Here is a 25355-nt window from a genome sequence, read left to right on the forward strand (position 1 = left end):
TCGCCTGAAACTCCACGCACCAAGTATCTCAATTCGTCCGCCAAAGACTTGACGAAAGACATAGGGGCACCCCCCCCTGCTGGTCCGCTGTCCTCGCGCCTCGCGACTGGCCCGCTCGCCTGGTCGAGCGTGACCGCGCTACTCCGAGCGGCCTTCGGGCCGGAGCATCCGTTGGCCGATCCGGCACGGATCGCGACGGCGTACCGGAGCGATCGGGTCATGCGCATCGACGGAGCCCGCCCCGATGCGTGGTCCGCGCTCTCCGGTTTCTGGCAGACGACTGACGGGTGGGTGCGCACCCACGGTAATTACCCCCATCACGCCACGGCGATCCTCCGCACCTTCGGGCTCGACGAGGTATCCGACGCCGACCCGCTGCGCGACGCACTCGCCGCGTCATCCGTCTCCGCCGTCGTCGACCGCATCTCGGCTGCAGGCGGACGTGCGAGAAGAAGACCCCGCATCCGATGCTGCGCTGCGTTCCACTCCCCTCGTGCGCATCGAGCGCGTCGGGGACGGGGCACCGGCAGGACGCGGAGAACAGCTCCCCTCAAGCGCGCTCCCGCTGCGCGGCATCCGTGTGATCGATCTCACCCGTGTGATCGCCGGCCCGGTCAGCACCCGCACTCTCGCCTCCCTCGGCGCAGACGTCCTCCGTATCGACCCTCCCCATATGCCGGAGCCCGGGTGGCAGCATCTCGACACCGGCCACGGCAAGCGCTCCGCACTTCTCGATGCGCACGACCCGCGGATGCCGGGCCTTCTCGCGCGCGCGGACGTCATCGTGCTCGGGTACCGCCCGGCTGCACTCGCGCGACTCGGCCTCTCCCCCGCAAACCTCGCCGCACAGCATCCGCATCTCGTCATCGCACAACTGAGCGCATGGGGAGACGAACAGGCCGAGCGCAGCGGATTCGACAGTCTCGTACAGGCGGAGTCCGGCATCGACATGATCGAGTCGCCCGACGGCGCGACTCCCGGTGTGCTCCCCGCACAGGCTTTGGACCACAGCGCGGGCTATCTGCTGGCGGCCTCCGTCTGCGATGCCCTCGCCCGCCGCCGATCGGAAGGCGGCACGTGGCACGTCTCGACATCACTGCGTCGGATCGCCGCCGAGCTGCTCGGGATGCCGCGGACGGCGGAGCCAGCACCGGATGCCGAATTCGATGCCTCCGCGCACACAGAGGAGTTCGTCGTCGCCGGCCGTTGCATCACGACGGCCGCATCCGTCATCCCCGGGGTGCGCCTGCAGCCGCCGCGTCCGTTCGGCGCCGACCCGGCCAGATGGTGAGCACCACGCACAGCGCGAGCGTGAGCATCGCCCAGATGCCTGCAGCTCGCGGAAGCGTGCGGTACGCGAGATGCTGAACGGTGAACTCCGCGGTGAGCGGTCCGTACGCGAAGTAGCCGAACGTCCAGAAGCCGATGAGGATCACGGGCAGCGCCACCCACCAGGAGATGCGCACGGCGGTCTCGAGCCGCGTCGTCTCGGGGATCGCGCGCACCGGCGCGCGGCGGATCCACCACAGCATCCAGATGCCGATGATGATGAGGCCCACGACGCTGGATCCGTGCTGCAGCCACTTGTATCCGGCGAGCGGGCCCCACTGCTCGGCGAGCACCGGAAGCCAGTCGGAGCCCGCCCGACCCTCATGAGTGAACGCATCCCAGAGGATGTGCGAGATCACCCCGAGCAGCAACGACACCGCGAGCATGAACGGGTACCACCACGCTCTGCCGACGCCCACCGCGTCCTGAGCGGCCCGCCAAGCCGGCTGGTCCCACTCCCCCGGGAGGCGCCGGGCGACCCAGCGTGGCGCGAGACGCCCGGCGAGCGGACGCAGCACAACTCGCCACAATAGGAACAGCAGGAAGGCGATCAGGCCGGTCCACACGACGTTGCCGTTCGTGTGAGTGAACGCGTAGGTGACGCCGAAACCCCGCAGGAACAACGGCAGGTCCGGCGTCATCGCACCGATCGCGATCGCCGCGGGGATCAACGGCGTGCGGATGAACGGCAGGGCCACGACGGCGTGGCTCGGCGTGAACGGCATCTGTCAGCCGATGAACACGCCGGCGAGGGTCTTCTTGCCGCGGCGCAGCACCGACACTCCGCCGGGCAGGCTCGCCGTGACGAGCGCCTGCTCGTCGTCGATCTTCTGCCCATCGAGCACGACGCCGCCCTGCTTGATCGCGCGGCGGGCCTCGGAGAGGCTCGCGACGAGACCGGTCGCGACGAGCGCGTCGACCACGCTCGTGCCAGCGGGCACGGTCGCGTTCGGCAGCTCCTCGAGAGCGGTGCGCAGGGTGACGGCATCGAGCGCGGTCAGGTCGCCCTGACCGAAGAGAGCCTCGGATGCCGCGATGACGGCCGCCGTCGCATCGATGCCGTGCACGGTGGCGACGACCTCGAGCGCGAGGCGCTTCTGCGCGGCGCGGCGGAAGGGCTCGCCCTCGACGAGAGCCGCGTACTCCTCGATCTCGGCGCGGGTGAGGAACGTGAAGATCTTCAGACGTTCGATCACATCGGCATCCGCCGTCGACAGCCAGAACTGGTACATGCGGTACGGGCTGCACATCTCGGCGTCGAGCCAGATGGCGTTGCCCTCGCTCTTGCCGAACTTCGTGCCATCGCTGTTCGTGATCAGCGGGGTGCCGATCGCATGCGCCGAGACGCCTTCGACGCGACGGATGAGGTCGGTACCGCTGGTGAGGTTGCCCCACTGGTCCGATCCACCGGTCTGCAGCACGCAGTCGTACTGGCGGTGGAGCTCCAGGAAGTCCATGCCCTGCAGGATCTGGTAACTGAACTCGGTGTAGCTGATGCCTGCATCAGAATTGAGGCGCGCGGCGACGGCGTCCTTCTTCAGCATCGTTCCGACACGGTAGTGCTTGCCGATCTCGCGCAGGAAGTCGATCGCCGACATCGGCGCCGTCCAGTCGAGGTTGTTCACGATACGGGCGGCGTTGACGCCCTCGAAGCTCAGGAAGCGCTCGACCTGTGCGCGCAGACGGCCCACCCATTCCTCAACCGTCTCGCGGGTGTTCAGGGTGCGCTCGGCCGTGGGCCGGGGGTCTCCGATGAGACCGGTCGAACCGCCGACGAGACCGAGCGGCTTGTGACCGGCGAGCTGCAGGCGACGCAGGACGAGCAGCTGTACGAGGTTGCCGAGGTGCAGGCTCGGTGCCGTCGGGTCGAATCCGCAGTAATAGGTGATCGGGTCTCCGCCGAGCAGGGCGCGCAGCGCCTCCTGGTCCGTGGACACGTGGACGAGGCCACGCCAGACGAGTTCATCCCATACGTTCTCGAACGCGGGGTCATTCGCCACAGCGGCAGTCGTCAGATCAGAATTCGACACGCGTTCCAGGCTATCAGCGCGCATGTCTCCTCGATGTCGGATGCTCGTGCCAGGCTGTCGTCATGATCATCGCCGATCCCGCAGTCGCCGCGGTCGTCGCCGCAAGCCTCGGCGGTGCTCTCCTCATCGCCCTCGCGCTCAGCATCGCCGGGCTCCGCCGTGCAAGAACGGCACCTGTCGCCATCAGTTGCGCACTCGCCGCGGCCGCGCTCATCACCGCGCTCGTCGCCCCGATCACGTCGGCCCCATTGGCTCTGCGCCTACCGGTCATCCTCCTGGCCATGACTGTCGCCGTCATCGGCGGGTCCCCCTTCACGCGCCGTGCGCTCGACATCGCCTCCGGAGATCGCGTGCGCGAGACCCGCGATGGCGGGATCCTCATCATCGCGGCGGATGCTTCGGCTCCCCGCACGCTCATGCGCGGCGGTACCGTGATCGGCTTCCTCGAACGCGTCGCGGCGGCGGTGGCGATCACGGTCGGATTCCCCGAAGCGGTCGCGGCGGTCATCGCTGTCAAAGGAATCGGACGATTCCCCGAGCTCGGAGAGCCGGAGGCGCGGGAGCGCTTCATCATCGGTACCGTGGCGAGCCTGCTGTGGGCAGGAGCGGTCGGCGCGATCGCACGCCTGGCCCTGCTCTGACCCTCAAGCCACCGCGAGCATGCGGAATCCAGCGACGATCGCCGAAGCGCCCGAGCTCGCCAGCGCTTGCGAGACCGCGGACTGCGTGATGCCCTCTGCACGGGCGAGCTCGCGCTGCGGCTCACCCAAGCACCGCCCGTATGTCAGCCGCCTCGAGCGGGCGGTCATGGTCGACACGATCTCGTCGCGGGCTAGCAGATAGGCGTTCGCCCAGTTCACCGCCGCAGCATCCGTCTTCGCCGTCTTCTCATCGGCGACCACCCAGCTGCGGGCGTTCGGTGCGTCCCGCCGTTGAAGCTTCTCGACGTGCTCGACCGCTGTGCGCGCCGCCCACCAGCCGGGTCCGTCCGCGATCCCCTGCTCGATCCCCACGGACGCAACGCGCCCGATCTCGCCGAGCCCGATTCCGTAACGGAATTCGAGCCCGTCCGGAAGCGCGAGCCGCAGCAGCAGGATCGTCGCGAGCGCCGCTTCGAGGGTCGGGTAAACACCCTGCTGCTCATCACCGACGGTCGGACGAAGTCCGCGGACGACGACGGGCAGGGCCTGCTCGACGCGGGCGATCGACGCGTCGAAGACCTTCTGGGCGGCGCTCCGGTCGGCGATCTCCCGGGAGCCGATGATGTCAGCGGTGACGACGGTCAGCATTACATCAGCTTATCACTGATATTCAGCAAATATCAGAATAACGCTGATATCTGCGTCAGATCCCGAGAGCGTGCACCGCAGCCTGCGTGCGGGCGATGAGCTCCGCACGCTGCTCCTCAACACGAATAGGAGCGGTGCCGCCGGCTCCCGTGCGCGAGGCCACGGATCCCTCGATGCTGAGAACCTCGCGGACCGCCGGGGTCAGGTGCGCCGAGACCTCCGCAAGCAGAGCATCATCGGCATCCTCGAGTCCGATCCCCCGGATCTCGCACGCCTTGACCAGCGCACCCGAGATCTCGTGGGCGTCGCGGAAGGGAACGCGCTGCTTGACGAGCCACTCGGCGACGTCCGTCGCCAGCGAGAAGCCCTGCGGCGCGAGCGCCGCCATGCGCTCGGTGTCGAAGGTGAGCGTCGCGACCATGCCGGCGAACGCGGGGAGCACGACCTCAAGGGTGTTCACCGAGTCGAAGACCGGCTCCTTGTCCTCCTGAAGGTCGCGATTGTAGGCGATCGGCAGGCCCTTGAGGGTCGCCATGAGACCCGACAGGTTGCCGATGAGTCGGCCGGACTTACCGCGGGCGAGCTCGGCGATGTCGGGGTTCTTCTTCTGCGGCATGATGCTGGAACCGGTCGAGTAGCCGTCGTGCAGCGTGACGAACCCGAACTCGTGGGTGTTCCAGAGGATGATCTCCTCGCTCAGGCGCGACAGGTCGACGCCGATCATCGCCGTGATGAACGCGAACTCCGCCACCACGTCACGCGCGGCCGTGCCGTCGAGCGAGTTCTCCGCCGGGCGGTCGAGGCCCAGCTCGCGGGCGACGAGCTCGGGGTCGAGGCCGAGCGTGGATCCGGCGAGGGCGCCGCCGCCGTACGGCGAGACACCGGCGCGGACGCGCCAGTCGACGAGGCGCTCGAGCTCGCGCACGAGCGGCCAGGCGTGGGCCTGCAGGTGGTGGGCCAGCAGGATCGGCTGCGCGTGCTGCAGGTGGGTGCGGCCGGGCAGGATCGCATCGGGGTGCGCCTCGGCCTGGGCCACGAGGGCGTCGATGACGCGCAGGATATCGCGGGCGATGACCTTCGCGTGGTCGATCAGGTACATGCGCACGAGGGTTGCGATCTGATCGTTGCGGCTGCGACCGGCGCGCAGGCGACCGCCCAGTTCAGGGCCGAGCTCGGCGATCAGCGCCTGCTCGAGCGCGCCGTGCACGTCCTCATCCGTCGGCTGGGCCACGATCGTGCCATCGGCGACTTTGCGCGCGACGGCGTCGAGACCCTCGTGCATGCGGCGCTCTTCGTCTGCCTCGAGATAGCCCGCGGCGGCCAGGGCCTTGGCATGCGCGTGCGAACCCGCGATGTCGTAGGGTGCGAGGATCCAGTCGAAGTGGGTGGATCGGCTCAGCTCGACGAGCTCGGGCGACGGCCCGCTCGCGAATCGTGCGCCCCAGAGTGCGCCCTCGTTCGTGCCATCGTGCTTCGCGTCGCTCATACTCTCCAGCCTACTGGCGTACAGGCCCGGAGCCGACGAACCCTGAGAGCTTGGCCAGCGCCCACTCCACCGGTCCGCGCCCGAAGAGCAGCGCCCACGCCGTGCACCCCACGAGGATCCCGACCGTCATCGACCAGAAGGGCGCCAGGGCGAGGAAACCGTTGAGGTCAGCGGTGTCGCCGAGAAGGACCGCTGCCGCAACAGCCCACACGATGAGCTGCGCGATGTAGGCGGTCAGCGGCATCGAACCCATGGCCCGCACCGGCAGGGAGAGCATCCGCACCGCTCGGAGCCGGCACAGCAGCAGGCAGGCGCCGATGGCAGCGACGGCGAAACCTCCGGAGCCGATGACCTCCCCGATCCCACCGGAGTGCGGTACTGCCGTGAACACCGCATCCAGATACGACGATCCCGGAACTCGGACAAGCGCGAGCAGATAACCGAGCATCGAGACGACGGCGCCGAGCACCAGCATCCTGATCTGAATCCTCAATCGCGCGAGGCCCGTGCGCGCCGCGCCCAGGCCCGCCAGGACGAACACGAGCCAGAGGGTGAACGGATAGTGCCATCCGATGTAGGTCTCGATCTCCGCACCGACCGGTGCGCGCCACAACGGCAGATCATCGAGCAACGGTTGCACGAACGGCATGACGAGAGCGATCGCAGCGGCGATCATCAGCACGGTTCGCGCCCGCAGCCCCACGAAACCGATCACCGCGATGAAGAGGATCGCGTAGGCGGGCAGGATCACGTAGACGGGGACACCCGTCAGCGCGAGCAGGATGCCGATGACCCACAGGATGCACCCCCGGATCAGCAGTCTGATCCGGGCGATCTCCATCTCCGGCCGTGCGAGCGGTTCGCGCCCGCCCGTGACGATGCCGATCGACGCCCCGGCGAGCACAGCGAACATAATCGAGGAGCGCCCGTCGACCACCGCCGTCCATGTGGACGGGTCATTCCAGACGAACGAGTCCGCGGTCATGAGCAGATGCGCGGCGAGCATTCCGATGACCGCGAGCCCGCGGGCCAGGTCGATTCCGGAGATGCGGGACGCACCGTCCAAACGTGACAGTGCGTCCCGCATCCGGTGCCTCAGCTCTGGCGCAGCAGCCAGACGAGCAGGGCCTTCTGCGCGTGCAGCCGGTTCTCCGCCTCGTCCCAGATCACGCTCTGGGGGCCATCGATGACCTCGGCGTCGACCTCGTAACCGCGGTCTGCCGGCAGGCAGTGGATGAAGATCGATTCCGGATCGGCGAGCTTCATGGTCTCCTCAGTGACCTTGTACCCGCCGAGGTCCCGGATGCGCGCGATCTTCTCCTCTTCCTTGCCCATCGACACCCACGTGTCGGTGACGACGACGTCGGCACCGGCCGCGGCTTCAGCGGGATCGGTGAACAGGGTGATCGATCCGCCGGTCTCCGCCGCACGACGCTCGGCGTCGGCGATCACATCGGCTCGCGGCGCATACGACTCCGGGGCCGCGATGCGCACATGCATGCCCGCGGTGACGCCGGCCAGCGCATAGGAGTGCGCCATGTTGCTCTGCCCATCACCGAAGAACGCGAGGGTCAGCCCCTTCAGGTCGCCCTTGTGCTCGCGGATGGTGAGCAGATCGGCGAGCAGCTGACAGGGGTGGAAGTCGTCCGAGAGGGCGTTGACGACGGGAACGCGCGTGCCGTTCGCCATCTCTTCCAGGCCCGACTGCGCATAGGTGCGCCACACGATCGCCGCGACCTGGCGCTCCAGCACGCGGGCGGTGTCGGAGGGCGTCTCCTTGCCGCCGAGCTGGCTGCTGGCCGTCGAGATGATCAGCGGCGAGCCGCCGAGATCGGCGATGCCGACCGCGAACGAGACGCGCGTGCGGGTCGAGGACTTGTCGAAGATGACGGCGACGGTCTGCGGGCCCGCGAGCGACTTATCGGCCCAGCGGTCCTTCTTCAGCTCGAGCGCGAGGTCGAGGACCTCTGCCTGCTCGGCGGGTGTCAGATCATCGTCGCGCAGCAGGTGGCGGGTCATGCGGGAACCTTTCCGGTTGCGGATGCCGCGTGGCTCTCCCGCACGTCGGCGAGGGATGCTGCGAACAGGGTCTGGAATTCTTCGATCTCGGTGTCACCGATGTTCAGTGCTGGGGCGATGCGCACGGTCGACGGGTTCGCAGCGTTGATGATCAGGCCGCGGGCCTGAGCCGCAGCGACGACGTCGCCGGCAACGGGTTCGCTCAATGCGACGCCCAGGAGCAGACCGCGCCCGCGTACGGACTCGACCAGGGGTGAGCCGATGCCCTCGATCAGGGTGCGCAGCTGGGTGCCCCGCACGGCCGCGTTCTCAACCAGGCCGGCATCCTCGATCTCGGTGAGGACGGCGTTGGCGACTGCGGTGCCCAGCGGGTTGCCGCCGAACGTCGATCCGTGCGACCCCGGGGTGAGCAGGGCACTGGCGGCGCCGTAGGTGACGAGTGCTCCGATCGGGAAGCCGCCGCCGATGCCCTTGGCCAGGGTGATCGCATCCGGTGTGATGCCCTCGTGCGAGAACCCGAACCATGCGCCGGTGCGTCCGGCACCGGTCTGGATCTCGTCGACGATGAGCAGCGCGCCGTGCTCGAGCGTCAGCGCTCGAGCCGCCGCGAGGTAGCCCTCCGGCAGCTCGACGACGCCGGCCTCGCCCTGGACGGGCTCGACGAAGACCGCGGCGACACGATCGTCCATGGCCGCCTCGAGCGCCTCGATCGTCGCCGGGATGTGCTCGACGCCACCGGGCATGGGCTCGAACGGGGCGCGGTAAGCCTTCTTCGCGGTCAGCGCGAGCGATCCCATGGTGCGGCCGTGGAAGGCCTGCTCGAGGGCGATGATGCGCGGGCGCTCGGCGCCGCCGTGCAGACGGGCGAGCTTGAACGCTGCTTCGTTCGCCTCGGCGCCCGAGTTCGAGAAGAACACGCGACCCTCGATGCCGGCGCCGGCGAGGCGCTTGAGACGTGCGGCGAGCGCAAGCTGCGGCGGGGTGGCGAAGTAGTTCGAGACGTGCGTGAGCACGGCGGCCTGCGAGGAGACCGCTTCGACGAACGCCGGGTGGGAGTGCCCGAGCGAGGTGACCGCGATTCCGGCGAGGAAGTCGAGGTGACGATTGCCCTCGCCGTCCCACAGGTACGACCCTTCGCCGCGAGTGAGCAGTGCGAGCCGCTGTCCTGCGTTGAGCGCGAGATCCCGCGCCGCTTCATCCTGCCAGACGGTCACGCCGTCACCCCTTCTCCGAGTACCACTTCTGTTCCGATCCCCTTGCTGGTGAAAAGTTCGACGAGCACCGAGTGCGGTACGCGTCCGTCGATGATCGCCGCGGCGTCGACGCCGCCCTCCACCGCATCCAGGCAGGCGCGCATCTTCGGGATCATGCCCGACTCCAGCGACGGCAGCATCTGGACGAGCTGCGGGGAGGTGAGATGCGACACGAGCGAATCGCGGTTCGGCCAGTCGGCGTAGAGGCCCGGCACATCGGTGAGGATGACCAGCTTGCGCGCGCCGAGGGCGACGGCGAGGGCGGACGCCGCGGCATCCGCGTTCACGTTCAGGGACTGCCCGGGGTTGTCGAGGTCCGGGGCGATCGAGGAGATCACCGGGATGCGACCGGCCGCGAGGTGGTCGAGGACCGCGGTCGGGTCGACCTGCACGACATCGCCGACGCGGCCGAGGTCGACCTGCTCGCCATCGATGACGACTCCGCGGCGGCGGCCGCCGAAGAGTCCGGCGTCCTCGCCGCTGAGCCCGGTGGCGATGGGGCCGTGCGAGTTGATCTTCGCCACCAGCTGCGGGTTGACCTGACCGGTGAGCACCATGCGCACGACGCTGATCGCCTCGGTGTTGGTGACCCGGTAGCCGCCCTTGAACTCGCTGGGGATCGCGAGCCTGTCGAGCATGTTCGAGATCTGCGGGCCGCCGCCGTGCACGACGACCGGCTGCACGCCGACGTAGCGCAGGTACGCGATGTCCTGCGCGAACGCCTCCTGAAGCTCGTCCGAGACCATGGCGTTGCCGCCGTACTTGACGACGACGATCTGATCGCGGAACTTCTTCAGCCACGGCAACGACTCGATGAGGGTCGAAGCCTTCTCGGCAGCGACCTCGGCCGGGGTGTCCTGAATATCGGTCATGAGGCGTACGCGCTGTTCTCGTGGACGTAGTCGTGCGTGAGGTCGTTGGTGCGGATCGTCGCCTCGGCGTCGCCGGTGCGCAGGTCGATCAGCAGATCGGTGGCGCGCGGGGTCAGATCGACGTCCTCGCGCGGGCGGTCGGGACCGCCGGCCGTGCACACGCGGACGCCGTTCATCCAGACATCGACGTCGTAGGGGTCGAACTCCGCGCTCGTGGTGCCGATGGCGGCGAGCACGCGCCCCCAGTTCGGGTCATTGCCGAAGATCGCCGCCTTGAAGAGGTTGTTGCGGGCGACCGAGCGGCCGACCTCCACCGCGTCCTGCTCGCAGGCGGCGTTCGTCACCCGGATCGTGATGTTGTGGCTCGCGCCTTCGGCGTCGCCCTGCAGCTTCTCGGCGAGGCGATCGCTCAGCTCGATGAGAGCGTCGGTGAAGGCTTCGAGGTCGGGGCGGATGCCGCTGGCCGCGTTCGCGAGCAGCGTCACCTGATCGTTGGTCGACATGCATCCGTCGGAATCGAGGCGGTCGAAGGTGCGCCCGGTCGCCGCGCGCAGTGCCGCATCGGCCTCCGCGGGGTCGAGATCGGCGTCGGTCGTGATGACGACGAGCATCGTCGCCAGGCCCGGCGCGAGCATTCCCGCACCCTTCGCCATGCCGCCGATCGTCCACCCGTCGCGCGTGATCACCTCGGTCTTGGCGACCGTGTCGGTCGTCATGATCGCCTGCGCGGCGAGTTCGCCGCCCTCGGCCGAGAGCTCCGCGATGGCGTGCGTCGTTCCGGCGATCACCTTGTCGCGGAACGTCTGGTCGCCCGTGCCGATGAGGCCCGTCGAGCAGACGACGACATCGCCCGCGCTGACCTCGAGCAGCTCGGCGGCCTTCTCGGCCGTGAGGTGAGTCGTCTGGAAGCCGAACTCCCCCGTGAAGCAGTTCGCACCGCCGGAGTTCAGCACGACAGCCTCGACCGTGCGATCCGCCACGACCTGCTGCGACCAGATGATCGGGTTGGCCTTGGCACGGTTGCTCGTGAAGACGGCTGTGCCGACCTTCCGGGGGCCGCGGTTGACGACGACGGCGAGATCGGGTTTTCCTGTTGATTTCAGACCCGCGACGACACCGGCCGCTTCGAATCCCTGGGGCGCGGTGACGCTCACGGTGCTACTCCGTTGATGGTCAGGGCACGGTCTTCGGGAAGGCCGAGCGCGATGTTCATGGACTGGATGGCGGCACCGGCGGTGCCCTTGACGAGGTTGTCGACCGCGGTGACGACGGTCACACGGTTCGCGGCACGATCGATCGCGAGACCCATCAGCGCAAGGTTCGCACCGAGCACATCGGCTGTGCGCGGGAACTGGCCCTCGGGAAGGAGCTGGACGAACGTCTCATCGGCGTAGGCGCTCTCCCATGCCTCTCGGATCTGCGCATCCGTGACGCCGGGAAGAATCGGCGCAGTGGATGTGGCGAGGATGCCGCGGGCCATGGGCACGAGCACCGGAGTGAACGAGATGCGCACATCCGTGGCGCCGGCCTGGCGAAGGGCCTGCTGGATCTCGGGAATGTGCCGGTGCGTTCCGCCGACCGCATAGGGGTTCGCGGTACCGAGGATCTCACTGGCGAGCAGGTTCGTCTTCAGGCTCTTGCCGGCTCCCGAGGGGCCGACGGCGAGGACGCTGACGATATCGGAGGCGGCGATGACGCCCGCCGCCACACCGGGGGCGAGGCTGAGGCTGACCGTGGAGGCGTTGCATCCCGGGGCGGCGATGCGCCGCGTGCCGACGAGCTCCTCGCGCAGCTTGCCCGTGCCGCTGGGAAGCTCGGGGACTCCGTAGGACCAGGGCTCGTGGAAGTGGCCGCCGTAGAAGGCGTCCCAGGATTCCTCGGAGGTCAGACGGTGGTCGGCGCCCGCGTCGATGACGAGCGGAACGTCGCCGAGCGCATCGGTGTACTGCCCCGACTGCCCGTGCGGAAGCGCGAGGAACACGATGTCGTGACCCGAGAGGATCTCGGGCGTCGTGTCCTGCAGCGTCAGGTGCGCGAGTGAGCGCAGGTGCGGCTGATGCTGGATCAGCGGCTGTCCCGCGTTGGAATGCGCGGTGACGGTGCGGATCTCGATATCGGGATGGCTTGCCAGCAGGCGCAGTATTTCGCCACCCGCATAGCCGGATGCGCCGGAGACGGCGACGGTATACGTCATGTTTCTACCTTAACGGTGCGGGACCCTCGGTCCCTGATGCTTGACTGCGGAAAGGGAGGACCTTCGGAATGCCGAAGGGGCGGAGGCGGCGACACCGGTGCCGGTGCGCGGAAGCCGCAGCCGGAGATCACGGGGTCGCCTAGAGTCGGCGTCCGCGACGTCGGCGCACGATGAACGCGCTCGGGACGAGCGTGTTCGATGCGGGCGCAACCGGAAGCATGCGGAGACCTTAGCGCCGCAAGCGCGTATCCGGCAAATCGGTCACCAGCCCGACGAACGCGCCCCTGCACTCTCAGAGGACTCCCCGCCGAGGTGACTAGAATCGAGCGCTAAGGCGATCACAAGGAGAAGGTTCATGCCGAGCACCGCCAACGTCATCGGTCGAAACGCGTGAGTTACGCGGTGCCCAGCACCGCGCCGCGCCTGACCGGCGACGGGCGCTCGCACGCCAAGATCATCCTGTTCGGGGAGCACGCCGTCGTGTACGGCGCCCCCGCTGTCGCCCTCCCCATGACCCGACTCGCAGCGACGGTGCATGTGCGTCCGGAGGCCAGCGGGATCCACATCGACAGTGCCCTCTACTCCGGGGAAGCCGAGCGCGCGCCCGACCATCTGCTCCCGGTCGTCACCGCGATCCGCGCAGCCATCCGCCGCATCGCCCCGCTCACGCCGGGCCTCTGGGTGCGCATCGGCAGCAGCATCCCGCACGAGCGCGGACTCGGATCCAGCGCGGCCGTCGCCGGTGCGATCGCCCGCGCCGTGGCATCCCTCGCCAATCGCGACCTCGACGCGCAGGACTGCCACCGCATCATCCAGGAGGCCGAGCGCGTCGCGCACGGCGCCCCCAGCGGGCTCGATGCCTATGCCGTCGTCGCTGACGGTCCGATCCTGTTCCGCCAGGGCCAGATCAGCACGTTGACCTTCGCCGAGCCCCTCACCTTCGTCATCGCAGACTCCGGCATCCCCGGCTCGACCTCCGAGGCTGTGGGCGATGTGCGCCGCCGGCGCAATGCCGAACCCGAGCGCATCGACGGGATCATGCTCGACCTCGCCGCGGGCGCAGAGCGCGCCGTCACCGCGATGCAGACCGGCGATGCGCGCGCGGTCGGCTCCGAGATGGACCGCGCCCACCAGGGCCTCGTGGACCTCGGCGTCAGCACCCCCGGTCTGAACGCGCTCGTCGACGCGGCACGCGCCGCCGGCGCGCTCGGAGCAAAGCTCACGGGCGGAGGCCTCGGCGGTTGCGTCATCGCCCTCGCCGAATCCGAACCGCACGCAGAACGCCTGGAAACGGCGCTGCGACATGCGGGGGCCCCCCGCACCTGGACTCTCACGGCAGGAGAAGCATGAGCACCGCTCGCGCATACCCGAACATCGCTCTGATCAAGTACTGGGGAAAGGCGGATGAGGAGCTGATGCTGCCGGCCGCCGGCAGCCTGTCCCTGACGCTCGACACCTTCGCGACCACGACGACCGTGACCCTCGTCCCCGAGGCTGACGACGACAGCCTCGAGCTGAACGGCGCAGAAGCGACCCCCGAGCAGGTGCGCCGTGTGACCCGCCTGCTCGACATCGTGCGCGAATGGTCCGGATCAACCGCGCACGCCCGCGTCGTGACCCGCAACGAGGCTCCCACCGGCGCCGGCCTCGCCTCCTCCGCCTCCGGATTCGCGGCGCTCGCGACCGCGGCCGCCGACGCCTATGGACTCGATCTGTCGGCGCGCGACCTCAGCCGTCTCGCCCGCCGCGGCTCCGGTTCCGCGACCCGCTCCATCTTCCCGGGACTCGCCATGTGGCACGCGGGCGACGACGAATCCTCCTGCGCCGAAGACGTTTCCGGCCCCGACTTCCGCATGATCATCGTCTTCGTGGACGAGAGCCATAAGAGCGTCACGAGCCGTGAGGCCATGCGCCGCACCGCGGCGACCTCTCCCTTCCACAGCGCGTGGGTCGAGTCGACCGCGCAGAGCCTCGACCTGGCCCTCCAAGCGTGCGCCGATGACGACTTCACCCGTCTCGGTCAGCTCACGGAATCCAACGCGCTGCGCATGCACGCCGTCATCCAGTCAGCCGAGCCGCCGATCCGCTACCTGACCGCGCGCAGCATCGCCGTCTTCGACGCCGTCGAGCGCCTCCGCGAAGACGGCCTCGAAGCATACGCCACCGCAGATGCCGGCCCGAACGTCGTGGTGATCTCTCGCCCCGCCGACGCCGACGCCGTCGCCGAACGCCTCGGCGACCTCGGCCGCGTCGCGGTCGTCGGACCCGGCCCCGGTGCCGCCCTCATCTCCGAGGAGTGAATCCCGTGATCGAGACGCGCGCCCCGGGCAAGCTCTTCATCGCCGGCGAATACGCTGTCGTCGAGCCCGGTGAGCCCGCGATCCTCGTCGCCGTCGACCGCTACCTGAGCGTTCGCGTCTCCGCTTCCGAGAACAGCAGCGGATGCATCCACTCCACGGCCTACGGCGACCAGCCGCGCGTCTGGGCTCGCGATGATGCCGGCGACCGCATCGTGCTCGAGCACGCCCCCGTGGACTTCGTCGCCGCCGCGATCGACGCCGTCGAAGAGCTGCGTGCCGCGCGAGGAATCGAACCCCGCTACTTCGACCTGCACATCGGCAGCGAGCTCGACGACCCCTCCGGGCGCAAGTTCGGCCTCGGCTCCTCCGGGGCCGTGACGGTGGCCGTCATCTCGGCGCTCGAGCAGTTCTACGGTCTCGGCCTCACCCGCCTCGAACGATTCCGGCTGGGTCTGCTCACGACGATCGAGCTCTCTCCGCGGGCCTCGGGCGGAGACATCGCCGCCAGCACCTATGGCGGATGGATTCGCTACACCTCCCCGGATCGAGAGGCGCTGCGCGCCCACCGCACCGCGCACGGGCTCCCCGCGACCATGACGGCGCCCCTGTGGGACATCTGCACGATCACACCTCTGCCCGCGCCGCGCACGCTGGAGCTGATGGTCGGGTGGACCGGCTCCCCCGCCTCCACCGAACGTCTCGTCGACGGCGTGCAGCGCTCCGAGCAGGACCACGAGCGGCAGCGCGCCCTCTTCCGCGCCGGGAGCCGGGAGAACGTGGAGGTGATCGTTGCCGCACTCGGCGCCGACGAGACCCCCGTGCAACCCGCCATCCGACGCGTCCGACGACTGCTGCAGGAGCTCGACGCATCCACCGGGATCCGCATCGAGACCGACCGGCTGCGCGCAATGTGCGACATCGTCGAGCGGCACGGCGCGGCTGCCAAGCCCTCCGGTGCGGGCGGCGGCGACTGCGGTATAGCTCTCGTCGAGCCCGGCACCGCGCAAGCCCTGATCGCGGAGGACTGGGTGGCGCACGGCATCCAGCATCTCGCCCTGACCGTGCACGACCCCGAGGAGGACGGCGATGGCCGCTGAGGACTCGCGCGCACGCGCGGCCCGCAAGGACGACCACCTGCGTCTGGCACCGGGCAGCCGCCCCACCGGTGCGCACAGCGAATTCGACGACCTCGCGTTCGTGCACCACGCCCTCGCGGGCATCGACACGGCGGCGATCGATCTGAGCACTCGCGTCGACGGCATGCGCTGGTCGGCGCCCCTGTACATCAATGGGATGACCGGCGGCACCACGCGCACCGCCGCCATCAACCGCGAGCTCGCCATCGCCGCGCGCGAGACGGGCATCGCGATGGGCACCGGTTCCGCATCCATCGCGGTGGATGACCCGTCCACCTCCACGGGCTTCCGCATCGTGCGCGATGAGAACCCCGACGGCCTCGTCTTCGCGAACCTCGGCATCGGCCGCGGCGGCGACGATGTGCGCCGCGCCGTCGACCTGCTCGAGGCCGACGCGCTGCAGATCCACATCAACCCCGTGCAGGAGATCGCGATGCCCGAGGGCGCCCGCGACCTCTCGTCCTGGCACGCCTCGCTCGAGGAGATGATCGCCGCATCCCCCGTGCCGGTCATCATCAAGGAGGTCGGCTTCGGCCTCAGCCGCGAGACGCTGATGCGCCTGCGCGACCTGGGCGTGCGGATCGCGGATGTCAGCGGGCGCGGCGGCACCGACTTCCTCCGCATCGAGAACGACCGGCACGCCGATGGCGGCCTCTCCTTCCTGACCGGTTTCGGCCAGTCCGCGCCCGCCTCGCTGCTCGATGCACCGGCAGGCTTCCCCGCGCTCCTCGCCTCCGGTGGCGTGCGCAACCCCTTCGATGTCGTCAAGGCGCTCGCGCTGGGGGCCCGGGCCGTAGGAGTCGCCGGGGTCTTCCTCGATGCCGCGGTAGAGGGCGGCGCCGATGCCCTGATCGTGATGATCCAGCGCTGGCTCGATCAGATCCGCTCCATCATGGCGCTGCTGGGTGCCGATTCCCCCGCGGCCCTCGTGAGCACCGACCTTCTCGTGCGCGGCGATCTCGGCGAATTCTGCGCGCTGCGCGGCATCGACGCGGCTTCCTTCTCCACCCGATCCCGGGCGACCGATTCGCCCGACTGACACCCGACACAGCTGACCGACGAGGACGAACGATGAGCTATCGCAGTGATCACTCCCCCACCGAGATCCCGACCCGCTGGGTCGGACCGATCCGAATCAGCGGCGATGACGCCGCTGGCGACATCGAAGTGCCGCTGGCGACGTACGAGTCGCCGCTGTGGCCCTCCGTGGGTCGCGGTGCGCGCGTCAGTCGGACCGTCGAAGGAGGGATCCGGACGGTCGTCGTCGGTGAGAAGATGACCCGTTCGGTCCTCTTCCACGCTTCTGATGCCATCGCCGCACATCGCGCGGCGGACGAGATCTCCGCCCGTCAGGACGAGCTCGCCGAGGTCGTCCGCGCCGGAAGCCGCTTCGCGAAGCTCATCGAGATCCACCCCGAGATCGTCGGCAGCCTGCTGTTCGTGCGCTTCGCGTTCACCACGGGCGATGCGTCTGGCCACAACATGGTCACCGCCGCCTCCGAGGCGCTCATGGAGCGCATCCTCTCCTGGGGCATCGGCATCGAGTACGGCTCGATCTCGGGCAATTTCTGCTCCGACAAGAAGGCCACCGCGGTCAACGGCATCCTGGGGCGCGGGCGCAGTGTCGTCGCCGACATCCTCATCCCGCACGACATCGTCCGCGATGTGCTGCGCACCGATGCGAGCCGCGTCGCCGACCTCGTCGTGCGCAAGAACCTCGTCGGCTCCACGATCGCCGGAGCCCTGCGCTCGGCGAATGCGCACTACGCGAACATGCTGTTGGCCATCTACCTCGCCACCGGCCAGGACGCGGCGAACATCGTCGAGGGCTCGCAGGGCATCACCTACGCGGAGGACCGCGAAGACGGACTCTACTTCTCCTGCTCCCTGCCCCACCTGATCATGGGGACGGTCGGAAACGGCAAGGGCCTGCCCCACGTCGACAAGGCGCTCGAGCGACTCGGATGCCGGGAGGACCGCGACAGCGGCGGAAACGCCCGTCGCCTCGCGGCGATCACCGCGGCGACGGTGCTGTGCGGCGAGCTGTCGTTGCTGGCTGCACAGACCAACCCCGGCGAGCTGATGAAGGTGCACCGCAAGCTCGAGCGCGGCGAGGCCGCACGATGAACCGCTCGATCGGCATCCACGACATCGAGATCGGAACGACCCACCACGTCGTCGATCTCGCCGATCTCGCCGTCGCGCGCGGCGTCGACCCCGACAAATTCCGCATCGGCCTCGGCCAGGACCAGATGAGCTTCCCGGCACCCGATGAGGACATCGTCACGATGGGCGCGGCGGCGGCCCGGGCGCTCCTCGCGCGCACCGGTGCAGACGGCGTCCGTACGCTCCTGTTCGCGACCGAGTCGGGCATCGACCAGTCGAAGTCGGCCGCGGTCTTCGCCCACGGCCTGCTCGGCCTCGGAGCAGATGTGCGCGCGGTCGAGCTGAAGCAGGCCTGCTACGCCGGCACCGCTGCACTGCAGATGGCCCTGGGCATCGTCGCCCGCAATCCCGCCGAGCGCGTTCTCATCATCGCCGCGGATGTCGCCCGCTACGCGTTGGACTCGGCCGGCGAGCCCACGCAGGGTGCCGCCTCCGTCGCGATGCTCGTCAGCGCCGATCCGGCGCTGCTCGAGATCGATCCGGTCTCCGGCGTCTTCACCGCCGACGTCGATGACTTCTGGCGGCCGAACGACTCCTCGACGGCCCTCGTCGACGGCAAGCTGTCGATGTCGGCGTACATCGACGCACTGCTCGGCGCATGGGATGATCTGCAGGCCCGAGGCGGGGTAACCGCTGCGGACATCGCCGCCTTCGCCTACCACCAGCCGTTCACGAAGATGGCGGCGAAGGCGCAGCGGCGCCTGGCCGCGCACCTCGGCGCAGAGCTCGCCGACGACGATCTCGTCGCCATGTCGACGTACAACCGACGCCTCGGCAACAGCTACACGGCTTCGCTGTACGTCGCTCTGGCCGCGCTCATCGATGCCCGCGCCGATCTCGATGGCCGACGGGTCGGCCTGTTCAGCTACGGATCCGGCAGCGTCGGAGAGCTGCTGACGGCCCGCGTCCTCCCCCAGGGTGGGCGCGAGGATCGCTCGGCGCGCGTGAGCCGGATGCTGGATGCCCGGGCACCTCTGCCCATCGCCGAGTACGAGCGGCTGCACGCCCTGTCGTACCCGAGCGGCACGGACACCGAGACGCCGCGCACGACGACGGGACCCTTCCGCTTCGCCGGCATCCGCGGCGGAGCGCGCCAGTACGAGCACATCGGCTGACCCCTCCGGACCGACGCAGAAGGGCGGGGTGCGGGCTTCGGCCCGCACCCCGCCCTTCTGCGCGGAAGAGACGATCAGTCGCGGATCGTCGCCCCGAACCGCTCGGTCGCCACGGCGACGCCGGCGAGCTTCGCCTCGGTCGCCTCCGCCGCGGTGAGGGTGCGGTCGGATGCCCGGAAGCGCAGCGCGAACGTCAGGCTCTTGCGCCCGTCCTCGATGCCCTGGCCGCGATAGTCGTCGACGAGGCGCACGGACTCCAGCAGGTCGCCGGCGCCCTCGACGAGAGCAGCCTGCAGCTCGGCTGCGGTCACCTCTGCGGGGACCACGAGCGAGACATCCTGCGTGGCCGCGGTGTTGCGCGAGAGCGATGCTGCGACGACCTTTTCCCCGGCGGCGGTGAGCACAGCGTCCAGGTCGAGCTCGAGCACGATCGCCCGCCCCGGGATATCGGCATCCGCCGACACATTCGGGTGCAGCTCGCCGACGTAGCCGACCTCACGGCCGTCCACGGTGAGCAGGCCCGCGCGCCCCGGGTGGAGGGCCGCGCGCTGCGTCTGCACCACCTCGATGCAGACGCCGGCCGCAGCGGCGATCACGCGCACCGTGTCAAGAGCCTCACTGAGTCCGTATGCCTCGGCCTCACGGCCCGGCTGGCGCGGGGTCACGTTGCCGGTGAACAGCGCGGCGAGGAACCGTGGCTGCGCGGGGATCGATGCGTTCAGCTCGGCGAGCTTCTCGTCCGAGGGACGTTCGCCCAGAGGCGGCACATCGACCGTACCGTAGGCGACGCCGGGCTCGGGAAGGAATACAGCGCCGATCTCGAAGATCGCGAGATCCGTCAGCCCGCGTGCGATGTTGCGGTGAGCGGTCGGCAGCAGCGTCGGAATGAGCGAGCGGCGCAGGAACGGCGATTGCCCGTCGAGGGGGTTCGCAAGCTTGATGCTCGGCAGTTCCTCCCCCGTGGAGGATCCGTGCAGGTCGTTCAGCGTGTCGGTCGTGAACGGGAACGTCGGGGTCTCGACGAGGCCGGACGCAGCCAGCGCATTCGCGACGCGGCGGCGACCCAGCTGCAGCGGGGTGAGACCACGGCCGGCCGGAGGGACCGGCAGGATCGAGGGGATGCGGTCGAGCCCGTGGATGCGGGAGACCTCCTCGGCGAGTGTCCACTTGTCGGTGAGATCGGGGCGCCAGCTGGGCGGGATGACCTGCCAGCCCTCGGCGATGTCGGCGACCTCCGCGCCGATCGTCTCGAGTGCTCCGACGATCTCTTCGTCGGTGTAGTCGACGCCGATGAGGTTCGGCACGAACTCGGCCGGCAGATCGATGCCGTCGATCTCGACGTCGGAGTACAGGGCTCCGCCGAGCTCGGTGTCGAGCGTTCCGCCGGCGAGCGAGACCATGAGGTCCGCGACGCGCTTGGCCGCAGCGAACGGGATCAGCGGGTCCACGCCCCGTTCGAAGCGCTTGGACGCTTCGCTCGGCAGCTTGTGCCGACGAGCGGTGCGCGCGATCGAGATCGGATCGAAGATGGCCGCCTCGACGAGGACGTTGCGCGTGGCATCCGTCATCTCGGTCGTGCCGCCGCCCATGACGCCGGCGAGGCCGATCGGGCCGGACTCGTCGGTGATGAGCAGGTCCTCGACATGGAGCGAGCGCTCCTGCCCGTCGAGCGTCGTCAGCTTCTCACCCGCCGCGGCGCGGCGGACGGTGATACCGCCCTGCAGGGTGTCGAGGTCGTAACCGTGGATCGGGTTGCCGAGCTCGAGCATCACATAGTTGGTGATGTCGATGAGGATGCCCAGCGAGCGGATGCCGGCCAGCGACAGGCGCGCCACCATCCACGGCGGAGTCGGACGCGACGGGTCGACATCGCGCACGACCCGCACGACGAACTCCTGCACGGCCCTGCTATCGCGGATCGGCTCCGCGTCGACCGCTAGCGAGAAGCCGGTGCCCGGCTCGACGTCGATCCACTCGTGCTCGGCCGGGTCGCGGAAGTCCGCGCCGGTGGCGTGCGAGTACTCGCGGGCGACGCCGCGAATCGAGAACGCGTAGCCGCGGTCGGGCGTGACGTTGATCTCGACGGCCTCGTCATCCAGGCCCAGGAGCGCGATCGCGTCGGTGCCGACGGGGGCATCGACGCCGATGCTCGACAGGATCAGGATGCCGTTGTGCTCATCGCCGAGCCCCAGCTCGCGGGCCGAGGCGATCATGCCGTCAGAGACGTGACCGTAGGTCTTGCGCGCGGCGATCGGGAACGGGCCGGGCAGCACCGCGCCGGGCAGCGTCGCGACGATCTTGTCGCCGACGGCGAAGTTCGACGCACCGCAGATGATGCCGCGGATGCCGCCGTTCTCCTCGCCGACATCGACCTGGCACCAGCGGATGGTCTTGCCGTTCTTCTGTGGCTCCTCCTCGAAGGAGAGCACCTGGCCGACCACGACCGGGCCGGAGAGCTCGAAGCCGTGCAGCTCCTCCTCCTCGAAGCCGACGGACACGAGCGACGCGAAGACGTCCTCCGCCGTGGCATCCGCTGCCATGTCGACGTACTCACGCAACCACGAAAGCGGGACGCGCATCACACCACCATCCCGAACTGCTCGCTGAATCGAATATCGCCCTCTGCCATGTCGCGCATGTCCTGCACGTCGCTGCGGAACATGAGCCCGCGCTCGACGCCGATGCCGAAGGCGAAGCCGCTGTACTCCTCCGGGTCGATGCCCGCCGCGCGGAGCACGTTCGGATTGACCATTCCGCAGCCTCCCCACTCGATCCAGCGCGCACCGCCGGTGAAGGTCGGGTGCCACAGGTCGAACTCGGCGGACGGCTCGGTGAAGGGGAAGAAGTTCGTGCGCAGGCGGGTCTTCGCCTCGGCTCCGAAGAGCTGGCGTGCGAGGTGGTCGAGCGTGCCCTTGAGGTGGGCCATCGTGATGCCCTTGTCGATCACGAGGCCCTCGACCTGGGTGAAGACAGGCAGGTGCGTGGCGTCGTACTCGTCGGTGCGGAACACGCGGCCGGGCGAGACGATGTAGATCGGAACCTCGCGATCGAGCATGGTGCGCATCTGCACGGGGCTCGTCTGCGTGCGCATCACGAGGTGGCGGCTGGTCGGGTCGACGTAGAACGTGTCCTGCATCTGACGCGCCGGGTGATCGGGATCGAGGTTGAGCGCATCGAAGTTGTACCACTCGTGCTCGAGCTCCGGGCCCTCGGCCACCTCCCAGCCCATGCTGACGAAGATGTCGGAGATCTCCTCCTGAAGGAGGGGCAGCGGATGCCGCGCCCCCACGCGCGTGCGGGTCGAGACGGCAGTGATGTCGACGCGCTCGGCCTCGAGGCGCGCGACGGTTTCAGCCTCGGCGAGCTCGGCCTCCTTCGCGGCGAGAGCCTTGGTCACTTGGCCGCGGCCCTGCCCGATGAGCTTGCCGAAGGCCGCCTTGTGCTCGGGCGCCACCTGGCGCATCGACGCGTTGAGCACGGCCAGCGGCGATCCCTCGGCGACGTGTGCCGCGCGAGCGGCTTTCAGCTCTGCGGTACTGGCGGCGGCACCGATCGCGGCGAGCGCAGCGGCGACGGCGGATTCCACCGCCTCGGGCGTGATTTCAGGGGCATCAGACACGAGACAAGAGTCTACCGGCGTGGGCCCTGTGCGCCTTCCTCCGGGGGGATCTGGGCGGCGATCAGTTCGGTATCGGTGCCCTCGTGCATGACGGCGGCTTGATCTGCGGCGAGCGCCTTGAGCTTGGGCGAGTGGCGTGTGCGCACTTCGAGCCACTTGGCGATACCGGAGAGGAGCAGGCACATCACGATGTAGATGCCGCCGATGACGAAAGCGGACTGCAGCAGCGGACGCCCCTGCTGACTGCTGAGGAGCTTCGCGTAGTAGAGCAGCTCCGGGTAGGTGATGATGAAGCCGAGCGCCGTGTCCTTCATCGTCACGACGAGTTGCGCGACAATCACCGGCAGCATCGCCCGAACCGCCTGCGGAAGCAGGATGAACGCCATCACGCCGCTCTTTCGGAGCCCGATCGCGTAACCCGCCTCCTTCTGCCCGCGGGGCAAGGACTCGATTCCCGCGCGCAGCGCCTCTGCCAGCACGGATCCGTTGTAGACCGTCAAGGCGATGACCACTGCCCAGTAGGACGGCATCTTGACTCCGACGACCGGGAGTCCGAAGAAGAGGATCATCATGAGCACGAGAACGGGGATCGCGCGGAACAGCTCCGTGATCAGCATCACCGGCACGCTCACCCACGCATGTTCGGAGAGCCGGCCGATCGCCAGGACGAAGCCGAGGAGCAGGCTGAGAACGGCGGCCAGCGCGAAGGCGGCGAGCGTGTTGCCGAGCGCCGTGAGGATCTGCTCCCACACGGTGCTGAAGCTGAACACGTACCACTTCGACGCGGAGAATTGTCCGGAGTCCCAGAAACGGTAGCCGATGAGCCCGATGAGCCCGACGACCACGACGACGGTCAGCACGGCGATGATGCGGTTGCGCGCAACCGCACGCGGGCCGGGGACGTCGTAGAGCACGGAAGTCATCGCACGATCCTCCATCGGTTCTCGAGTCTTCGTTGAACGACGCTCAGCGCGAGCACCAGCACCACGAACACGGCGGCCACCCAGAGGAGAACCTCCATGGGGTTTCCGGGCCGGTCGGCGCCGTCGTAGATGGTGGCGCGCAGCGCAGCGAGTTCTGCGACGGAGAAGCCCGCGGCGACCGTGGTGTTCTTCAGCAGGGCGATGAAGACGCTCATCATCGGCGGGACGACGGAGCGGAAGGCCTGCGGAAGCACCACGAGGGTCATCACCTGACCGAAGGGCAGACCGATTGCTCGCGCTGCTTCGGCCTGTCCGACCGGAACGGTGTTGATGCCGGCGCGCAGGACCTCGGCGACGTAGGTCGCCGTGTAGATGCCGATCGCCATGATCCCGAGCACCGTGTTATCGAGGTTGGGCATCCCGAGAGGTGCCCACCCGAAGACGAAGAAGAAGAAGATGAGGGTGAGAGGGGTGTTGCGGACGATGTTGACGTACACCGTGCCCACACCGCGGGCTATCGGCACGGGCGAGACCCGCATGGCACCGATGATGATCCCGAGCACCAGCGCGATCACGCCGCCGCCGAGGAATACCAGCAGCGTGTTCGTGATCGCCTCGCCCCACAGGTCGAGGTTGCCGAAGATGACGTCCACGTCATCCTCCCCTTCCGAGTTTTTGAGGGGGTGATCCGACTACCGGATCACCCCCTGCGCGCGATCAGTCGACGACAGGCTGGTCGACCGTGATGCCGGACGATCCCAGGTTCTTGTCGAAGATGGCCTGCCAGGTCGTACCGCCATCCGTGAACAGCGCGTTGATGTGATCCAGCAGAACCGTGTCGCCCTTGGCGAGACCCACCCCGTAGCGCTCCTCGGTGAACAGGCCGCCCGTGACCTTGATCTCATCGGGGTACTGCGCCGCATAGCCGATCAGGATGGCCTGGTCGGTGGTGACGGCATCCACCTTGCCGTTGAGCAGATCCTCGACGCACGCCGAGTACAGGTCGTATTCGACCGTCGTGATCTCCGGGAAGTTCGCCTTGATGTTCTGGATCGGTGTGGATCCTGTGGCGGAGCAGACCGTCTTGCCGTTGAAGTCCTCGATGGCTTCGGCGTCTTCGGCGTCAGCCGCGACCAGCAGTCCCTGACCGGTGATGAAGTACGGGCCGGCGAAGTCGATCAGCTCCTTGCGCTTGTCGTTGATCGAATAGGTGCCCACGTAGTAGTCGATCTCGCCGTTCACAATCGCCTGCTCGCGGTTCGCGGATGCGATCGGCTTGTACTCGATCTGGTTCTCGTCGAAGCCGAGCGAGGCGGCGATCCACCGTGCGATGTCGACGTCGAAACCGCTGCGCTCCTGGGTCGTGACATCGAGATATCCAAGCCCCGGCTGATCCTCCTTCACCCCGATGATCACTCCATCGCGCTTCGTCATGGCGTCGAACGTCGGGCTGCCCTCGAGCGAGACGTCGGTCGCGACCTCCCAGATCGCTCCGGCATCGCCGCCGTCGTCGCCGCCCCCGCTGCCCGGGTCCGTCGGGGTACCGCTGTTGCAGCCCGTCAGCGCGAGTACTGCCGCTACGGCGATCCCAAGACCTGCCAGTGTCCGTGTGCGTCGCATGTCC

At 68.7% G+C, this 25355-nt stretch carries 23 protein-coding genes; 8 read left to right on the forward strand and 15 right to left on the reverse strand.

Features of this window, described 5'->3' with window-relative positions; genetic code table 11:
* The first annotated feature begins 442 nt into the window (after positions 1-442).
* Positions 443-1291, forward strand: a complete 849-nt coding sequence (locus ACWAUG_RS05055) for a CoA transferase (RefSeq protein ID WP_460801685.1) — start codon at positions 443-445, stop codon at positions 1289-1291.
* Here the strand turns inward: ACWAUG_RS05055 and ACWAUG_RS05060 are convergent.
* Positions 1230-2054: a DUF4184 family protein gene (locus ACWAUG_RS05060; protein WP_460801687.1), complete on the reverse strand. Its 825-nt coding sequence runs from the start codon at positions 2052-2054 to the stop codon at positions 1230-1232. The two genes, ACWAUG_RS05055 and ACWAUG_RS05060, sit on opposite strands and share 62 nt — an antisense overlap.
* Positions 2055-2057: 3 nt before the next feature.
* Positions 2058-3383, reverse strand: a complete 1326-nt coding sequence (gene tyrS / locus ACWAUG_RS05065) for a tyrosine--tRNA ligase (protein WP_298040335.1) — start codon at positions 3381-3383, stop codon at positions 2058-2060.
* Positions 3384-3421: 38 nt separating this feature from the next.
* On the opposite strand from tyrS, the gene ACWAUG_RS05070 reads away from it, so the two are divergent.
* Positions 3422-4000: a hypothetical protein gene (locus ACWAUG_RS05070; RefSeq protein ID WP_460801689.1), complete on the forward strand. Its 579-nt coding sequence runs from the start codon at positions 3422-3424 to the stop codon at positions 3998-4000.
* A 3-nt stretch (positions 4001-4003) separates the two neighbouring features.
* Here the strand turns inward: ACWAUG_RS05070 and ACWAUG_RS05075 are convergent, their stop codons facing one another.
* From ACWAUG_RS05075 to argC, 8 genes are read right to left on the reverse strand one after another with little or no spacing between them, the layout of a single operon-like run.
* A complete protein-coding gene (locus ACWAUG_RS05075) occupies positions 4004-4648 on the reverse strand; it encodes a SatD family protein (protein ID WP_298040332.1) in 645 nt (214 codons plus the stop codon).
* 55 nt (positions 4649-4703) lie between these two features.
* Positions 4704-6134, reverse strand: coding sequence for an argininosuccinate lyase (gene argH, locus ACWAUG_RS05080; RefSeq protein WP_460801691.1), 1431 nt, complete (start codon positions 6132-6134; stop codon positions 4704-4706).
* A 10-nt stretch (positions 6135-6144) separates the two neighbouring features.
* Entirely contained in the window at positions 6145-7221 is a 1077-nt protein-coding gene (locus ACWAUG_RS05085; RefSeq protein WP_460801693.1) for a heparan-alpha-glucosaminide N-acetyltransferase domain-containing protein, read from the reverse strand.
* Positions 7222-7229: 8 nt separating this feature from the next.
* Entirely contained in the window at positions 7230-8153 is a 924-nt protein-coding gene (argF, locus tag ACWAUG_RS05090) for an ornithine carbamoyltransferase (protein ID WP_298040329.1), read from the reverse strand.
* Complete coding sequence (locus tag ACWAUG_RS05095) at positions 8150-9367, reverse strand: acetylornithine transaminase (protein ID WP_460801695.1); 1218 nt, start codon at positions 9365-9367, stop codon at positions 8150-8152. Before ACWAUG_RS05095 ends, argF begins: the two co-directional genes overlap by 4 nt.
* On the reverse strand, positions 9364-10278 hold the full coding sequence (gene argB, locus ACWAUG_RS05100; protein WP_298040325.1) for an acetylglutamate kinase: 915 nt from the start codon (positions 10276-10278) through the stop codon (positions 9364-9366). Before argB ends, ACWAUG_RS05095 begins: the two co-directional genes overlap by 4 nt.
* Positions 10275-11432, reverse strand: a complete 1158-nt coding sequence (argJ, locus tag ACWAUG_RS05105; protein WP_460801697.1) for a bifunctional glutamate N-acetyltransferase/amino-acid acetyltransferase ArgJ — start codon at positions 11430-11432, stop codon at positions 10275-10277. The genes argB and argJ overlap by 4 nt, the downstream gene beginning before the upstream one ends.
* Positions 11429-12472 (reverse strand): N-acetyl-gamma-glutamyl-phosphate reductase, encoded by a 1044-nt coding sequence (argC, locus tag ACWAUG_RS05110; RefSeq protein ID WP_298040321.1) that lies wholly within the window; start codon positions 12470-12472, stop codon positions 11429-11431. Before argC ends, argJ begins: the two co-directional genes overlap by 4 nt.
* Positions 12473-12874: 402 nt before the next feature.
* Between argC and mvk the strand changes: the two genes are divergently transcribed.
* The 6 genes from mvk to ACWAUG_RS05140 are packed head-to-tail and all read left to right on the forward strand — an operon-like array spanning position 12875 to position 19189.
* Positions 12875-13822 (forward strand): mevalonate kinase, encoded by a 948-nt coding sequence (gene mvk / locus ACWAUG_RS05115; RefSeq protein ID WP_298040319.1) that lies wholly within the window; start codon positions 12875-12877, stop codon positions 13820-13822.
* Positions 13819-14772 (forward strand): diphosphomevalonate decarboxylase, encoded by a 954-nt coding sequence (gene mvaD, locus ACWAUG_RS05120; RefSeq protein ID WP_298040316.1) that lies wholly within the window; start codon positions 13819-13821, stop codon positions 14770-14772. Before mvk ends, mvaD begins: the two co-directional genes overlap by 4 nt.
* A gap of 5 nt (positions 14773-14777) precedes the next feature.
* Positions 14778-15869: a phosphomevalonate kinase gene (locus ACWAUG_RS05125; protein WP_460801699.1), complete on the forward strand. Its 1092-nt coding sequence runs from the start codon at positions 14778-14780 to the stop codon at positions 15867-15869.
* On the forward strand, positions 15859-16947 hold the full coding sequence (gene fni, locus ACWAUG_RS05130; RefSeq protein ID WP_460801701.1) for a type 2 isopentenyl-diphosphate Delta-isomerase: 1089 nt from the start codon (positions 15859-15861) through the stop codon (positions 16945-16947). Before ACWAUG_RS05125 ends, fni begins: the two co-directional genes overlap by 11 nt.
* Positions 16948-16979: 32 nt before the next feature.
* Positions 16980-18035 (forward strand): hydroxymethylglutaryl-CoA reductase, encoded by a 1056-nt coding sequence (locus ACWAUG_RS05135; protein WP_298040310.1) that lies wholly within the window; start codon positions 16980-16982, stop codon positions 18033-18035.
* On the forward strand, positions 18032-19189 hold the full coding sequence (locus tag ACWAUG_RS05140) for a hydroxymethylglutaryl-CoA synthase (RefSeq protein ID WP_460801703.1): 1158 nt from the start codon (positions 18032-18034) through the stop codon (positions 19187-19189). Before ACWAUG_RS05135 ends, ACWAUG_RS05140 begins: the two co-directional genes overlap by 4 nt.
* 74 nt (positions 19190-19263) lie before the next feature.
* Here ACWAUG_RS05140 and pheT read toward each other — a convergent pair whose 3' ends face one another.
* From pheT to ACWAUG_RS05165, 5 genes are all read right to left on the reverse strand, one after another.
* The gene (gene pheT / locus ACWAUG_RS05145; protein ID WP_298040306.1) at positions 19264-21768 is read right to left on the reverse strand and encodes a phenylalanine--tRNA ligase subunit beta; all 2505 of its coding nucleotides are present in this window, start codon (positions 21766-21768) and stop codon (positions 19264-19266) included.
* On the reverse strand, positions 21768-22808 hold the full coding sequence (pheS, locus tag ACWAUG_RS05150; RefSeq protein ID WP_298040304.1) for a phenylalanine--tRNA ligase subunit alpha: 1041 nt from the start codon (positions 22806-22808) through the stop codon (positions 21768-21770). Before pheS ends, pheT begins: the two co-directional genes overlap by 1 nt.
* An 11-nt stretch (positions 22809-22819) precedes the next feature.
* Positions 22820-23731, reverse strand: coding sequence for an amino acid ABC transporter permease (locus tag ACWAUG_RS05155; RefSeq protein WP_460801704.1), 912 nt, complete (start codon positions 23729-23731; stop codon positions 22820-22822).
* Positions 23728-24384 (reverse strand): amino acid ABC transporter permease, encoded by a 657-nt coding sequence (locus tag ACWAUG_RS05160; protein WP_460801706.1) that lies wholly within the window; start codon positions 24382-24384, stop codon positions 23728-23730. Before ACWAUG_RS05160 ends, ACWAUG_RS05155 begins: the two co-directional genes overlap by 4 nt.
* 64 nt (positions 24385-24448) lie before the next feature.
* Positions 24449-25351, reverse strand: coding sequence for a glutamate ABC transporter substrate-binding protein (locus ACWAUG_RS05165; protein ID WP_460801707.1), 903 nt, complete (start codon positions 25349-25351; stop codon positions 24449-24451).
* Positions 25352-25355: the final 4 nt, after the last annotated feature.

Source organism: Microbacterium sp. GXF6406 (genome assembly GCF_054798215.1).